The organism is Dyadobacter sediminis, from assembly GCF_005860765.1.
Taxonomy (GTDB): Bacteria; Bacteroidota; Bacteroidia; order Cytophagales; family Spirosomataceae; genus Dyadobacter; species Dyadobacter sediminis.
Genome location: NZ_VCEI01000011.1, coordinates 908,103 through 923,344 on the forward strand (window position 1 = coordinate 908,103; position 15,242 = coordinate 923,344).

The 15,242-nt window shown below is 45.9% G+C and carries 15 protein-coding genes; 9 read left to right on the forward strand and 6 right to left on the reverse strand.

The window, feature by feature from the left end:
- Positions 1-119 precede the first annotated feature (119 nt).
- The 3 genes from FEM55_RS04540 (at position 120) to FEM55_RS04550 (ending at position 2,731) form a co-directional block, all read left to right on the forward strand.
- Positions 120-557 (forward strand): hypothetical protein, encoded by a 438-nt coding sequence (locus FEM55_RS04540; RefSeq protein WP_138280099.1) that lies wholly within the window; start codon positions 120-122, stop codon positions 555-557.
- Positions 558-891: 334 nt separating this feature from the next.
- Complete coding sequence (locus FEM55_RS04545) at positions 892-1,863, forward strand: aldo/keto reductase (RefSeq protein WP_138280100.1); 972 nt, start codon at positions 892-894, stop codon at positions 1,861-1,863.
- Between the two features lie 55 nt (positions 1,864-1,918).
- Positions 1,919-2,731 carry a helix-turn-helix domain-containing protein gene (locus FEM55_RS04550; protein ID WP_138280101.1) on the forward strand — a complete coding sequence of 271 codons (813 nt, stop codon included), beginning with the start codon at positions 1,919-1,921 and terminating at the stop codon, positions 2,729-2,731.
- A 499-nt stretch (positions 2,732-3,230) separates the two neighbouring features.
- Here FEM55_RS04550 and sugE read toward each other — a convergent pair whose 3' ends face one another.
- Entirely contained in the window at positions 3,231-3,551 is a 321-nt protein-coding gene (sugE, locus tag FEM55_RS04555; protein ID WP_138280102.1) for a quaternary ammonium compound efflux SMR transporter SugE, read from the reverse strand.
- A 291-nt stretch (positions 3,552-3,842) separates the two neighbouring features.
- Here sugE and FEM55_RS04560 point away from each other — a divergent pair, with 291 nt between their 5' ends.
- Both FEM55_RS04560 and FEM55_RS04565 read left to right on the forward strand, forming a co-directional pair.
- A complete protein-coding gene (locus tag FEM55_RS04560; RefSeq protein WP_138280103.1) occupies positions 3,843-4,904 on the forward strand; it encodes an acyltransferase family protein in 1,062 nt (353 codons plus the stop codon).
- Positions 4,905-4,906: 2 nt separating this feature from the next.
- Positions 4,907-5,866 carry an SGNH/GDSL hydrolase family protein gene (locus FEM55_RS04565; RefSeq protein ID WP_138280104.1) on the forward strand — a complete coding sequence of 320 codons (960 nt, stop codon included), beginning with the start codon at positions 4,907-4,909 and terminating at the stop codon, positions 5,864-5,866.
- Between the two features lie 116 nt (positions 5,867-5,982).
- On the opposite strand, the gene FEM55_RS04570 is transcribed toward FEM55_RS04565, so the two are convergent.
- The 3 genes from FEM55_RS04570 to FEM55_RS04580 form a co-directional block, all read right to left on the reverse strand.
- A complete protein-coding gene (locus FEM55_RS04570; RefSeq protein WP_138280105.1) occupies positions 5,983-7,449 on the reverse strand; it encodes a Gfo/Idh/MocA family protein in 1,467 nt (488 codons plus the stop codon).
- 548 nt (positions 7,450-7,997) lie between these two features.
- A complete protein-coding gene (locus FEM55_RS04575) occupies positions 7,998-8,555 on the reverse strand; it encodes a hypothetical protein (protein WP_138280106.1) in 558 nt (185 codons plus the stop codon).
- Between the two features lie 39 nt (positions 8,556-8,594).
- Positions 8,595-9,122, reverse strand: coding sequence for a hypothetical protein (locus FEM55_RS04580; protein ID WP_138280107.1), 528 nt, complete (start codon positions 9,120-9,122; stop codon positions 8,595-8,597).
- 548 nt (positions 9,123-9,670) lie between these two features.
- On the opposite strand from FEM55_RS04580, the gene FEM55_RS04585 reads away from it, so the two are divergent.
- Together FEM55_RS04585 and FEM55_RS04590 are read left to right on the forward strand one after the other, a co-directional pair.
- The gene (locus FEM55_RS04585) at positions 9,671-10,735 is read left to right on the forward strand and encodes an NAD(P)H-dependent flavin oxidoreductase (protein ID WP_138280108.1); all 1,065 of its coding nucleotides are present in this window, start codon (positions 9,671-9,673) and stop codon (positions 10,733-10,735) included.
- A gap of 70 nt (positions 10,736-10,805) precedes the next feature.
- Positions 10,806-11,327, forward strand: a complete 522-nt coding sequence (locus FEM55_RS04590; RefSeq protein WP_138280109.1) for a DUF1579 domain-containing protein — start codon at positions 10,806-10,808, stop codon at positions 11,325-11,327.
- A gap of 58 nt (positions 11,328-11,385) precedes the next feature.
- On the opposite strand, the gene FEM55_RS04595 is transcribed toward FEM55_RS04590, so the two are convergent.
- Positions 11,386-11,814 carry a hypothetical protein gene (locus FEM55_RS04595; protein ID WP_138280110.1) on the reverse strand — a complete coding sequence of 143 codons (429 nt, stop codon included), beginning with the start codon at positions 11,812-11,814 and terminating at the stop codon, positions 11,386-11,388.
- A gap of 435 nt (positions 11,815-12,249) precedes the next feature.
- Between FEM55_RS04595 and FEM55_RS04600 the strand changes: the two genes are divergently transcribed.
- On the forward strand, positions 12,250-13,509 hold the full coding sequence (locus FEM55_RS04600) for an MFS transporter (RefSeq protein WP_138280111.1): 1,260 nt from the start codon (positions 12,250-12,252) through the stop codon (positions 13,507-13,509).
- Here the strand turns inward: FEM55_RS04600 and FEM55_RS25100 are convergent.
- Positions 13,500-13,661 carry a hypothetical protein gene (locus FEM55_RS25100; protein WP_188584470.1) on the reverse strand — a complete coding sequence of 54 codons (162 nt, stop codon included), beginning with the start codon at positions 13,659-13,661 and terminating at the stop codon, positions 13,500-13,502. The genes FEM55_RS04600 and FEM55_RS25100 overlap by 10 nt on opposite strands.
- Positions 13,662-13,920: 259 nt before the next feature.
- Here FEM55_RS25100 and FEM55_RS04605 point away from each other — a divergent pair, with 259 nt between their 5' ends.
- Positions 13,921-15,183 carry a peroxiredoxin family protein gene (locus FEM55_RS04605; RefSeq protein WP_171036462.1) on the forward strand — a complete coding sequence of 421 codons (1,263 nt, stop codon included), beginning with the start codon at positions 13,921-13,923 and terminating at the stop codon, positions 15,181-15,183.
- Positions 15,184-15,242: the final 59 nt, after the last annotated feature.

The window sequence follows — 15,242 nt, forward strand, 5'->3', positions numbered from 1 at the left end:
GTTACAAAATAGACCGCAAGTGCAAGTATTGTTATTCAATGGACAAAATACCTTAGTAGATTTTCTATAAATTTGCTTCGAAAATTGATTCATTTATTATCCTCACCAAAACTATCAGTATGAAATTGTTTATTACGATTTGTTCATTATGTTTCATTTCCCTCTTTGTAAATGCCCAGGATTTTGCTCCGGATTCAACCGTAACCATTCAGAAACAGCAGCTTTACACCGTTGTGCCCAATGAAGATCTGACGGTAAAAGGACAAATTGATGCAGAAAGACATTACGTCAAGTACAAAGGTGCAGCAACAGGAACACTCATTGCGAGCCTCGTATCTCCACTGATCGGACTGATCCCAGCAATTGCGACATCATCAACAACACCTAAAATTGAAAATCTGGGTTATCCGGACGAGTCGCTGTTCAGACAGGCAAACTACCATGCGGCTTATACGCGCAAGGCTAAAAAAATAAAGCAGGGAAAAGTATGGAAAAACTGGGGCATCGGCTTTGGTGTCAACCTGGCACTCATTCTGCTGCTCACCGCCGGACAGTAGCTTTTTAGATCTAACCCAAAGTACTTACCCGGACGCGCCGGGAAATTCAAGCTGAATTGGCGCGTTTGTAAACGTTGCATAACCAGATACAGTCCGGATCAGGGCACAGTATCTGGTTATTTTTATGTCCATTCCAATCGAATACCTTTTGGAAACAGTTTACAACATTGTAAGCGACAGCATTTAACAATAATCGGCACTTTCCGGCATAGAAAGTCTTTGTGTTCGTGACACGCTCAAAGCTGATCCGTACAGACAAGTTATTTGAGCCGTAGAGGAAATCTGAAATGAATAGCAACACGCACCTTTGTATTGTTCAATCAAAACAATCGCAATGACAACGATACCAACAATAAACCTCGGCAACAACGGCCCGCTCGTTTCCAAAATCGGATTAGGCTGTATGAGAATGTCACCCGTATGGGGAAGCCCGGCGAATGATGAAAATGAAAGTATTGCCACCATTCAGATGGCGCTGGACAACGGCATCAATTTTTTGAATACCGGCGATTTCTACGGCAGCGGCCACAACGAACTGCTTGTAGGCAAAGCCATCAAAGACCGGCGCGACGACGCATTTGTGAGTGTCAAGTTCGGGGCTATTTTTTACAATAACCAATGGATTGGGCTGGACCTGAGGCCGATAGCTATCAAAAATTTCATTAACTATTCGCTGGTTCGCCTGGGTGTGGAAACCATTGATCTGTATCAGCCCTGCCGACTGGACAACAGCGTTCCTACAGAAGATGTAATCGGAACGATTGCAGACCTTATCCAGGAAGGGAAAGTGCGGCATCTGGGTGTTTCCGAAGTTACTGCAGATCAGCTGCGCAAGGCCAACAGCATTTATCCCGTAACTGCATTGGAAATCGGCTACTCGCTGGCCGACCGACAGATTGAAAATGACCTGCTTCCAACGGCAAAAGAACTCGGCATCGGGGTTGTGGCATTTGCCAATACAGCCGAAGGACTGCTTTCCGGCGAAATGAAAGCGCCGCTTGCATCCGACGCCTATCAAAACCACTTCTCTCGTTTTCAGGGAGAAAATCTGATTAGGAACCTGGAAAAAGTAGAACTTTTGAAACAAATGGCCAGGGAAAAAGAATATACACCGACACAACTAGCCATAGCCTGGGTAAATGCGCAGGGTGAACAAATGATGCCGTTGGTAAGCATGAGCCGCAGATCACGGCTGCCGGAAAATACAGCGGCCATGTCCATTGCATTTACAGCGGAAGAATTAAATTTGCTCCATACGCATTTTGCACCGGGTGCCATACTCGGCAGCACTTATCTGCAGCGATAACAAGTCAAATAACAGCGGGGCCTTACGTAAGCCCCGCATTTTATAACTTTTCAAAGTGAATAGTCCAACTCAACTAATTCCCGGCGTCATTTTCTTTTCCTATCTCTCCATGATGAAAAAGGAGAAAGTGGCATTTCTGAAACATAATACGCTGGTGATGCTGGTTTCCGGCCGGTTTTCCATGGTAAATGCGGAGGAGAAAATATCCATGAAAAGTGGTGAAATGCTGTTGATCCAGAAAAACCAGTTGGCAGAAATTACCAAAACACCTTTGGAGAACGAGCATTACCAGACGATTGTAATCAGTCTGCAGGAAAACATGCTCAGGCAAATTGCACTGGAAGAGCAAATTGAAACGGGCAGAAAATACACCGGCCCACCCAATATCCTCATTCCCGGAAACGATTTTCTCAGGGCCTTTTTTCAGTCCATCCTTCCCTACGTCCGTAACCCGGACGAGAAATTAACCAATTCGATGGGCATGCTCAAAGTAAGAGAAGCCGTTCACCTACTGCTTCATACCATGCCATCATTACAGGAATTGCTGTTCGATTTTTCGGAGCCGTACAAAATGGATCTTGAGAAATTCATGCTCCATAATTATCACTACAATATACCGGTCGAGAAATTTGCGCACCTGACGGGAAGAAGTCTGGCGGGTTTCAAACGCGATTTCCAAAAGACATTCGGAATGGCACCGCGGCATTGGCTGCAGGAAAAAAGGCTTGTCGAAGCACGGCATCTGATAGAAACCAAAAACAAGAAGCCATCCGCCATTTACCTTGAACTGGGATTTGAAAGTCTTTCACATTTTTCTCATTCTTTCAAAAAGAAATTCGGAAAAGCGCCAACGGAATGGCCGGTTTAGAATGTAAACGAATGTTCCGCATCGAAGCAAGGGGATTTTAAATGTGTTAATGTTCATAAAATCAGCCCGATATAGGCGTGCATCAGGGGGCTTCTCCGGAGCCGTATGAATTGGAATGTCCTACAATTTTCTACAAACAGAAGGCTCCGCAGGAGCCGGCCTTTATTGAAAATCCAAGTGGAACATATCCAAAGCCAGGCTCCGGAGGAGCCCCCTGTTTATAGAAAACCCCAATCAAACAAAAGCAAAAACCAGGCTCCAGAGGAGCCACCTGTTTATAGAAAACCCCAATCAAACAAAGACAAAAGCCAAGCTCCGGAGGAGCCCCCTGTTTATAGAAAACCCGAGCAAAACAAATACAAAAGCCAGGCTCCGGAGGAGCCCCCTGTTTATAGAAAACCCGAGCAAAACAAATACAAAAGCTGGGCTCCATAGGAGCCCCCTTGTTTATAAGCACTGCCTGTATTCCAGCCAAATACATCCCGCAATCAAATCCCGTTCAATGATCTGATGTAAGCTTCAGCACAATCAATCCCGCTATAATCAACAGGACCGCAAGCACCCGTATCAGGCTGAATTGTTCACCAAGAAAAATAATCCCGACGATAAATGAACCCACCGCCCCGATCCCTGTCCAGATGGTATAGGAAGTACCGAGCGGTAAAGTACGCATGGCGGCAGCCAGCAGCCCAAAGCTGGCAATCATGGCAACAATGGTAATGACAGTTGGCATGAGCCGGGTGAAACCTTCGGATTGCTTCATGAAATACGCCCAAACGATTTCCAGCAGTCCGGCAATCACCAGATAAATCCAGGACATGAATTGAATCAGTATGATCCGGTCGTCCGGAGTTAAAACCCACTACGGGAGAGGTCGTCCTCTTGATCCTGTCACTTACTTCGGAGATCAGCAAGCAAGCATCTTTGCAAAGCTATAACGAATTTCAGGATTGTACGCCGGGAAGGTCGGAATTTACCTTTTTATGCAAAATTTAAAGTTATTAAAAAACCAATTTTCGATCTGATAACAGTACTTTTTATTCCCCGCGTTAGTCATTTCGTATAACATTCTTTACTTTCCTGAATTCGTAAATGATTTCTGAATTCAAACATGGCTCGTAACAGCTTTAATTTATTAAGACATATTGCAGCAATTCTTGTGGTATATGGCCACGCTTATCCCCTTTCGGGAAACGGAACAATCGATAAAATTCAGGAAATCAGCCGCGGTGTATTTCCGAGTGCACAAATAGGCGTGTTTATATTTTTCTCCATTTCCGGCTATCTGATTGCCATAAGCCTCGAACGAAGCAGCTCCTACATCAATTTTTTATGGAAACGGTTTCTGAGGATCATGCCGGGCCTGGCGGTGTGCCTAATTTTTATCATGCTGATCATAGGTCCGATCAGTACGGTGCTGAGCACGGCGGCCTATTTTTCTTCTCCGCAGACGTATGCTTTTCTGAAAGCACTGAAAATATTTCCGGATTATCCCAATTACTTACCCGGCGTATTCGAAACATTGCCCGTTCAATTGGTAAACGGGTCACTTTGGACACTTGCGTATGAAGTCACTTTATACGTTATACTGATGACCCTGCACATTGCGTTTGGAAAAAGAACAAAATCGGCTGTTCTCGTAATGATTATTTTACTTTGGTCTTCCTTTTTTGTATGGCATGGCCCGGTTACGTCATGGAATCAACCGCTGCGTATCATTCATTTGAATTTAGGTGAACTGATTAATTTCGGATTGTATTTCTTTATCGGTTCTGCATCTTTTTATTTCAGGAATATATTAAAATTCAAATCCTATTATATGCTGGCCGGACTGGGTATCCTGATGTTTGTTTACTGGCTTTCATCCACGATGAATTTTATTCCACTTAGCAGCATTGTGTGGATTCGCTACATGCTTTTACCCTATATTATTTTTTATATCGCCCTGCAATTTGACACACATGAATTAATGGATGGAATTGGAGATTTATCGTATGGGATATATATCTACTCTTTTCCCATTCAGCAGTTTTTACAGCTTAAACTTGGCGCTTATCATTTCAGCTCCGAAATCATGTTTCTGATCGCACTGCTTGTCATCGTTCCTGTTGCCGTATTTTCCTGGCGATGGGTGGAAAATCCGGCGCTTCAATACAAAATGAGTGTTAAATAACCATGCATAATCCCTTTTACAAATACTGCATTTTCATTTTGATCACCGCTTTCTGGTCTTGTAAAAATGATGATATTACAAAGGAAGAAGAATTGATCAAACGGGATTCCTGCGTTAATTACATCGATTCTTTACAGGCTGTAAACAAGGAAACAAGCCCTGCACCAATCAGCTCTTTGCGTTCCGGTAACGTTGCATTCGGAACCCTAGTATATTTTTATAATGACTCCCTGCATCATCAAACGGCGATTGAAATCAGTCTGGATTCCGGAAAAACCTGGTTGGAAAAAAGGTGTGCGGAAATCAGGAAAACCGGAGCGGTTCAGGCCAGGTACAAAAATAGTACTGCCGAATCTGCAAGCACAAAACTGCAATTTAAAGTCTATTACAAACGGGTCTTGATTATTGGAAACAGTATTACCATTAACGGGCCACTTCCCGAAAAAGGATGGATGGGCAACTGGGGAATGGCAGCCAGTGATTCGACAAAAGATTATGTCCACCTGCTATCTTCCAATCTGAAAGCGCTTAATCCCGAAGTCGATATTGTTATCCGGAATTATGCCGAATTTGAGAGAAGTTACTGGTGGTACAACTTTAATTCACTGCAGACGCTGACCGAGTTCAAACCTGATTTACTGATCATGCGTATTGCTGAAAATACAAATAAAGATAACCTGTATTCTTTTCAGGCCCAGTATGCCAGATTTATCAAAACGCTGATCGCCAAATCGTCCGCAAAGGTGATTTGTACGAACAGTTTCTGGAAAGGACTTGAGGATGCGGACAATATCATCAAGGATGTAACCATCAAGGACGAATACATCTATTGTGACCTGAGCAGCTTGCGTAATGACCCGTCGTATAGGGCATTCAAGCAATTTTCGGATGAGAGTGTGGGTTCACATCCTTCCGACAAAGGGATGAAAGCCATCGCAGAACTTATCGCAAAGAATTTATAGATTCAAGGAAAGATCAAAAAGCAGCTTTGCAACAAAATGACAAGAAAACAGAACAAAAAGCAATAGAATGATCACAGGAATGTCCTATCGCTTTTTGTTCTGTGCTGAAAGGCCGCCTAAACTCCCAAACTCCAGCCGTCGCGGTAATTTCTCCGGACATACTGATTAACCTCGTCGAAGTTCGTCACTTTCATATTCTGCGCGTCCCATAGCATTTTCATATTGCTTCCGGGATACGTAAATCCCTTGCCGTCTTCTCGGGCTTTGGGCATGTCTGCACCGCGTATTGCCAGGTTGGCGCCCAGGATTGCTTCGGTGAGCGGGCCGGCCAGTTCAAACGGCGAGCTGAGTTCCATTTTTCCATACCCTGCAATGCATCCTTCCACCCATTGTGCATAGTGGCCATCGGCGCTTCCCGGCACACGGGCAAATTTCTGCTTAACCTTCACTTCCTGCATTTTGCTAAGTGGAAGCAGGCGCGGATTAGCCGCGTACTCACTGGCCATCATCTTGCCTTTAGAACCTACAAACAAAATACCGCTGTTGCCGTCGCCGAATAATTCATTTGCCCCAAGTTCTTCCGGACGTTCGGGCTTGATACCGCCGTCCATCCAGTGCATGGTTACAGGGCCTTTTGTTTTTGGTGTTTTCGGGAAAGTAAGCGTTGCATGGCTGGAAGGCGGACAGCTGTCGGGGAAAATGCCTCTTTTGCCAAAAGCGGTGAAAACACTTCCTACACTTGCCTGCATATCTGTTGCATATTTCAGCCCGAGTACGCGAAATGGAGCTTCCATCAAATGGCAGCCAAGGTCGCCCAGAGCACCGGTTCCATAGTCCCACCATCCCCGCCAGCTTCCCGGGATCAGGTTTTCTACATAATCCTTTTTAGGCGCCGTACCCAGCCACAAGTCCCAATCCAGTTCTTTCGGAACCGGCGGTTTTTCAGTTGGCCACGGAATTCCCTGCGGCCAGATGGGACGGTTGGTCCAGATATAAACCGTATCGACATCACCGATGATGCCGGCATCGTACCATTCGTGCAACGTTCTTACGCCGTCGCCGGATGAGCCCTGATTTCCCATCTGGGTCACTACTTTATATTTTGCTGCTGCTTCGGTCAGTTTTCTGGCTTCGTAAATATCGTGCGTCATTGGTTTCTGAACATACACGTGCTTGCCGAGCTGCATGGCCGCCATGGCAACTACTGCGTGCGTGTGGTCGGGAGTGGAAACCGATACGGCGTCAAAGTTTTTGGATTCCTTTTCAAACATTTCCCTGAAATCCTTGTAATACCGGGCTTTGGGGAAATTGGTCCTGCTGGTTGCAGCCCGGCGATCGTCCACATCACAGAGGTAAGCGATATCAGCTTTGCCGCTCTGGAAAAAATGGGACAAGTCAGACGTTCCTTTGCCGCCGACCCCGACCCCGGCAACGGTAAGCTTGTCGCTTGGTGCTACAAAACCTTTTCCTCCCAGTACATGTCTCGGGACAATCATAAAACCAGCTGCGGTCATGCCCGCTGCTTTGACAAAGTCTCTCCGGGAAGCGGTCGACTTTTCACTTGTTGTACTCTTTTTTTCCATTTCGGGTTTTGGTTTAGTGGCTTTCTGCAGCAAATTTTCTCAGCCTTTATTCAGTGTTCGTGTAACCTCATTATTTAAGCAGCTTGTTTTCAAATTTTACTCGAAAATAATTTGAAGAGGTTCCGGTCACGATTGTGCAACTCCGAAACTACACGATTGTACCACTCAATCCGTAAACCATTTCATCACCGATTCGGATTATCACAGGTCTGTCCGCATTCCTGATAACTTTAACCCTCCGCACCGGTTGTGAGGACACAACCATCCCCTCAGCTACGATTCACATAACCTTAAACCATTACTGAAACGAACCGTTTCCATGCGTATGGTAACGGGCATGAACTCCGTGCTAAGTTCCGGGTACAGAATGCGGGAAGGTGGACGTGAATGACCAAATCTTTAATAAGGCCTAAAAGTACAAGGCTTGTAAATCGTGGATTTACAAGCCTTGTACTTTTAGAACAAAACAACATGCATTTAATCACAGGATACCGGTAAATAGTCACCAGTCATTTCCAGAAAAAGGCATGCTGACTTGCACGCTGCCACTACCAGTTGCCTTTGGATAACTGCGCTCCCTGATTGTCCGATTCGCTGAAATAAAGCCGCAATGCAGGCTGGCCTTTGGAGTCGGTTTCCGTGGCATAATAGTACGTTTTATGCGCATTTTCCTTTTCGCTGGCCGTCGCATCGCGCTTAAAATTTTTCCCGGTTGCGCAGCTGTATTCTCCGCGCTGGGTTCCCTGCGAAGGTGTCAGGGTAAGGGTATGATTGGTTTCATCAAATTTCACCTGCCCTTTCCAGTACGTGTAAGCACCTGTACGACAGCCATAATAGGTGGTCACGTTCATGACATACATTTCATAAGTTCCGTTGGAGGAAAAATTGAAAGCCATCGCCTGCTCATACGCAGACCCGTTGTAACTGCCGTCTGTTCCCCAGAAACTGCTGGGCGAGAACGTTCCGTAAGACCATTTGCCGCCGACACCTGCAGGTGGTGGTGAAGATGCCTCCGGATCGATGGACTCGGAAGATTTACTGCATGCCATCAGCAGAGCGCCTGCAAAAAGCATCAGGATGGAGATTGATTTCAATTGTTTTTTCATGGCTTTTTATATGATAAATTGTGTTAAAAATGCGTGTTGTCAGTTTAAAGTCAGATCAAATTCTCCGCTGAAAGATTTACTGGCCGGATTACATTCATCTTCACTGTTCGAATCCAGCAAAGCGCCTGAAAACGTACCTTTTGCATGTTTTCCCGGAACATATTCCAGGATTTTCACCTCACCTTTTGTAGAGTAATAACCAGACTTGTCAGGGCAGATCTGTGCAAAGTAGTTGTTAAAAGAAGTCCCGGCAGTTTTGTATTCCACCTGACTTACTTTCTTGTAATTGTTGATATCCTGTTTGTAGGGATATGTTCCGGCACTGTCGCCGAAAGCAGTTATCGTAAGGTAATCGGACTCCGTCGATCCGCCGTTGATGCTCAGGCTGACGATGGACCCCAGCTTGCCTTCGGATATTCTTGCGTCTGTGTAAATTCTGGTCTTTCCGTCAAAAGTAACTTTCAGCGTGCCTTTTTCGGTTGAAGATGCAGGAGGTTCATTACTGTTCTGGCAGGCAAGCAGGCTTGTCAGCAGGCATAAGCCGACTAATTTTTCACTAAATTTCATGGTCTAAATAATTGTTTATGGAACATGTACATTCCGGATCTGGCGAATCGGCAGGCCAAGAACCTGCATTTGCCATTCCGTTGACACAAAGGTGGCAGATGACAGCACGTGGAAGAATCAGATTAAAGTCCAAATGAAGACTTGGCATTGTGAACTGTTGTTCCGGACCGGTGAATTGATTATTCAAAAAGTTACAAAAAAAGATTTTTCATTAACCCCTACGTGTTTTTTACTTTGATTTGCGAAGGGCGGCCACACGTTGCAATGAGCAGAATCTGGAAAGCTTGCCGATCATCAAGCTTTGCTCAAACAGCAAAGGCTCACCAGCCAGCGTGGCCGCATTTAAAAAATCAAACCGGAATAATGCAATCCGCCAAAGAAAGAAATGCAAACTAAAGCAGCATAAACTTTCCGGTTATTTCTTCTTTGTAACCAATGTAATAAAGGTCATAAAAACAAAAGCCTTACGAACGATCTTCTGCCCTTTTCTTGAGCTTTACAACATTTGGCTGTAAGTTGCATAAACCTCGTTCTATACCGATCTGCCGATGTCTGCTGCCTTACCGTTATCCGAGTTGCTTTCCATTAAATACCCGGTTATCCAGGCGCCTATGCTGGGCGTAACCACGCCGGCGATGGTGGCTGCGATTGCCAATGAAGGCGGACTGGGATCTTTGCCCGTTGGCGGCCTTTCACCACAGAAAACCGCCGAGCTGATCCAGCTCACCAGAGAAAAAACCAGCAAGCCCTTTGCAGTCAATCTTTTTACGCACGCTATCCGTGGTCCTGTCGATCAGGCTCAGCTGGATACCATACAGGCGTTTATGAAGCCAATTCATGACGAGCTTGGAATTCCTTTTGAGTACAAATCCGTTTCAGACTTTGCCTTTTACCACTACCGGGATCAGCTGGAAGTGTTGCTGAATGAAAAAATCAGAATAGTGAGTTTCACATTTGGCATGCTTGAACCCGATGTAACGGAACTTCTGAAAAGCCGGGGCTGCAAACTGATTGGTACCGCCACGAGTGTCCGGGAAGCAAGCATGCTGGATCAGCTGGGAGTGGATGCCATTGTTGCGCAAGGGTTCGAAGCAGGCGGCCATCGGGGCAGTTTCTTAACTGATGAAGCATTGCCGCAGGTTGGACTGATGGCTCTGCTTCCCCAGCTTGTCGCTGCCGTTTCTGTTCCCGTTATTGCTGCAGGCGGATTGTATAACGATCAGACAATAAAGGCTGCTTTTACGCTGGGCGCCGCGGGTGTTCAGCTGGGCAGCATGTTCATTGCATGTGATGAAAGTGCGGCCAGTGAGGTTTACAAAGAAGCCGTACTCAGTTCAGGCGATACTTCCACGGCATTGACAAAAGCTTTTTCAGGGCGCTGGGCACGCGGAATCAGGAATGGCTTTATGGAACGGATTGAGCATTCGGGCATTGAAATTCCATATTATACGTATCAGAACAGCCTGACTTCCGCCATGCGGACGTACGGACAGCAGCATAATCTGTGCGACTACATTTCGCTATGGGCAGGCCAGTCCGCTGCACATGCCCGGCGAGGCAAGGCCGGTGAAATCTTTTTGTCTTTAATAGAAAAATTAAATTTTGATTTTTGATAGAAGCTGAATTTCAAAATGCATAAACCGGTATTCATCATAGAAACAAAGATTTATTAACTACAAAGAAATGAGTAAATCCAAATTTGAAATTTCACTGGAATCCGGCATTCACCAGCACATTCAGGCCATGGCCGGCATATGGGAAGGAAACACCAGAACCTGGTTTGAACCCGGTGTCATGGCAGATGAATCGCCAATGACGGCCAGCATTCGTCCCATTCTTGGCGGCAGGTTCTTGTTATATCACTATCGGGGCAGCTTGGGCGGGTCGGCATTTGAAGGTTCAGCTACAATCGGCTACGATCTTGAAAATGAAAAGTTTCAGGTTTCATGGATTGACAGCTTTCATATGGGAACAGCCATCATGCATTCCGAAGGCAGCTCTGTCGAACATGGATTTTCTGTTCTGGAAAGTTACAGCAGCCCGGAAATCCCGGTTCCGTGGGGCTGGCAGACTGTGATGCAGCTCATAGAACCCGATCAGCTTGTAGTTACTGCATACAACATTTCGCCGGAAGGAAAAGAAGACAAAGCCACAGAGACCATTTTCAGGCGGGTGAAAGAAGCAGCCGGCAGCAATCCAATTTGACGATTCACAAAAAGGATATTGCTGTAAAACAATCATTAGGAAAGCTTTTTAAACCAACTTACTCACGGATGTACTTTGACCTGTGCGCAGTAAAAGGCTCACAAAGGGTTACAATAAGTTCATTTCCCGTTTGTTCTATACTCCATGTATCGCATCCGACGCAATCAACAAGCGCACATTGCTCATTCACCGGCACTTCTGTCTTCGGCTTTATTTCAAACAGAACGCCATTCAGATAATATGCCTTTGGTGAGCAGCATATTGGCAATCCTTTTGGATCAAGAATGACTCCATCAAACCTGAAACTCATGTAATAAGGCTCCCCTTGGACCGGAACCCAGACTTTTTCCCCGTTCACCGTATTTTCATAAGCGGTCAGTTTCCATCTGTCCACAATGGAAGCAATTTCCGGCTCCGGTTTCGGTTCATCCTTTTTACAGGCAACCGTGACAAGTGAAATCATCAGAGCAAATAACAACTTTTTCATAAGGCAGCTTTTTTTCTTTACAGGATGCCCGACAAGCCTTTTTGGTTGTAACCTGGTTCAGCAGTTGATCCAAAAGAATGAGATGAGATATTAAATTTTGTACAATCGGCACAAATACGCTACCGGAAAATAATTCCCCTGTGCCTTCACACCTGTTTTTAAATCTGAATACGATCATTCGAATCAAATGTCCGGCTGCGAAGGCTGCATTTGCTGCTCATCCGTATGAACAACAGCCAAACCGAGTTTTCATAAAGCATGTTTATGAAAAAGACAAGATGCTGCTGGCCATCTCCGGTAACGGAAAGGTACAAATTTTGCTTACAAGGTTTTGCAGGGTCTGAACTGCGGATCAAATATCTTTCCGGCCCGGCCTGCACATCTGATAAGGCAGTGCTGCATAAGCAGGCAGGCAGTTAACCATTCACCGTTTTCATGAACATACCCGCTTTAAGCGCTTTCGACAGCCGGAATTACAAACTATATTTTGCAGGACAGACGATTTCACTTCTGGGCACCTGGATGCAGAAAACAGCCGTAAGCTGGATTATTTATTCCATGACACACTCCAAGTTCATGCTGGGCGTCAGTATTTTTGCCAACCTTTTCCCGTCTGCCATGCTCACGCCGTTTGGCGGTGTCGTTTCCGACCGTTACAACCGGTATCGTGTCTTGCTGGTCACACAAGTTTTATCCATGCTTCAGGCACTGACGCTGACGCTCGTGGTGTATTTCAAAAATTATGCAGTCTGGGAAATCATTTCGCTGAGTGTCGTGCTCGGACTGATCAATGCATTCGATGTGCCTGCGCGGCAGTCGCTGGTATATGAACTGGTGGATGACAAAAAGAATCTTCCCAATGCGCTCGCGCTCAATTCTTCGATGGTCAATTTGTCCAAACTGATCGGGCCGGCCATTGCGGGCATCGCCATTGAACGGTTTGGAGAAGTGGTCTGCTTTGGAGCCAATGCGTTCAGTTTCATTGCTGTGATCAGTTCCCTGCTCATGATCAGACTGCCGGCGTTTCAGGCAGTCAAGCATACCAAAAATATTTTCGGCGAACTGGCCGAAGGATTGACTTACATCAGACAAACACCTTCCATCCGTTACATTATTGTGATGCTAGCGCTTGTAAGCCTGTTGTTGCTGCCATTCACCAGTCTGATGCCTATTTATGCAAAAGATATATTTAAAGGAACCGCTTCCACATTCGGGCTGCTCGACAGCGCCATCGGATGCGGCGCACTTGTCGGTGCCATTTTTCTTGCCACGCTGCAGCCCGGGACCAACCTCAGCCGGATTTTAGCGATCAATACGTTTGTTTTTGGTACCGGGCTGATCCTTTTTTCGTACACGAGCGTCTATCCGCTCGCACTGGTATTCATTGCCGTTGGCGCATTTGGGATGATGTCGCAGACAACGATCAGCAATACGTTGATACAAACCACCGTAGCGCCAGCCATGCGCGGACGCGTGATCAGTATTTTCGTCATGGCCTATTCAGGCGGCGTACCGATCGGGAGCCTCCTTGTGAGTTATGTGTCGCAGCACATCGGCGTTCAGGCTACGGTCATGGGACAAGGAATCCTGGCATTAATAATTGGTACGATGCATGTAAGATACCTGAAAAAGAACAAAGCCAGTGAACAAATCAACGCAACCCGCAACCTCAACGAAGAAATCGCTCACGCCTGACTTAACTCTATAAAGTTCCTTCCTCCTTCCCTCCTCCTCCTTCCATTTTCCCTCCTACTTCCCTGCATTTTCCCTTCCTCCTTCCCTCCCTTTTCACCTTTCCTCCCGACAGAAATTTTCAAATCATTTGCAATCCTGAAATCTTTATACAATCTTTGTCTATCGAATTAGTAGATTTATAAAGAAGCAAGGGAGAGGTTAGGCTCTATGATCTTCTGGCAACCTGTCACTTTTTAAGGTGCCCCAACCTAATTCTAATAATAAATCTGAGAATCCAGCCACCGGAGTAACAGCGTAAAATAGTGTAAACGGAACGGTTCGAAGCCGTTCCGTTACGACAATTCTTATATCTGTTCAAAGCTCAAATAGCCGGAAAACTTAAAACTGTTTTACTAAAATAATGGAATGAAAATGAAAAAACTGATCTCCTTTGTCACAGCACTGGCGTTGATTTCTTCTTTTACAAAGGCGCATGCACAACAAAAAGCATTGCAAAACGGCATCTGGCGCGGTGTGTTCCGGATAAGCGACATCGATGTCCCGTTTAATTTTGAAGTAAAAAACGGAGCCGGCAAAGAACCTGTTTTCACAGCGATCAACGGCGAAAGGCGGGACGATTTTCAGGCCAGATTTATTTCTCCGGATTCCATTCAGGTGAGCCTTAATACTTTTGAAACGGCGTGGTTTGCCAGAATCGAGAACGACGGCACATTATCCGGCGTACAGAAAAGCCTGATTCCGGGAAACAACGGCAGAATCCTTCCGTTCAGGGCTGAACCGGGCAAATCATACCGGTTTACAGAGCCGGGCCAGGAAATTACCCCGAAGGCCAATTTGTCGGGAAAATGGGTGATAAAAATTGCGCCGGACGCATCCGCCGGTAATCAAGCCGCGCCCGACCGCGTTGCCGTTTTCGAACAAAAAGGCAGCAAACTCAACGGCATCATACTGACTGTTTCGGGCGACAGCCGCGAACTGGAAGGCGATGTGCAGGGCGACGAATTCCAGCTTTCCGGCGTAACGGGTTCCGGCCCGGCTTATGTAAAAGGCAAAATCAACAGCGACCATTCCATCAGCGGTGCCATCGGTGCCAATGCACATCCGGTTCTTTTTGAAGGTATTAAAGACGACAAAGCCGCATTGCCCGATGCCTATGCGCTCACTTTCCTGAAACCGGGCTATGAAAAGCTGGACTTCACCTTTCCAGACCTGAACGGAAAACCGGTTTCCCTAAGCGATGAAAAGTACAAAGGCAAAGTCGTTGTCGTCGAGATCATGGGAAGCTGGTGCCCCAACTGCATTGACCAGATTACTTTCCTGGCGCCGTGGTACAAAGAAAACAAAAGCAAGGGCGTGGAAGCCATTGCACTGGCGTTCGAAGCGAAAGACGATCTGACTTTTGCAAAAAATGCGCTGACCAAACTCAAAAACCGGTACGACATGCAGTATGACATCCTGTTTGCCGGCAAAACAGGCGCCAATGCCGTAGCCGAAAAACTTCCGGCCATCGATAAATTCCTGGCTTTTCCAACCACAATCATCATTGGCCGCGATGGGAAAGTAAAGGAAATCCATACCGGTTTTTCGGGTAAAGGAACGGGGAAGTTTTATCAGGATTATGTAAACAAATGGAATACGGATCTGGCGAAACTGATCAGCGAACCGCTGCCATAAGCCTGCAAAATCAAATTTAATTATCAGCAATCTGAAATATTCCATTTAAAACCTTGAAT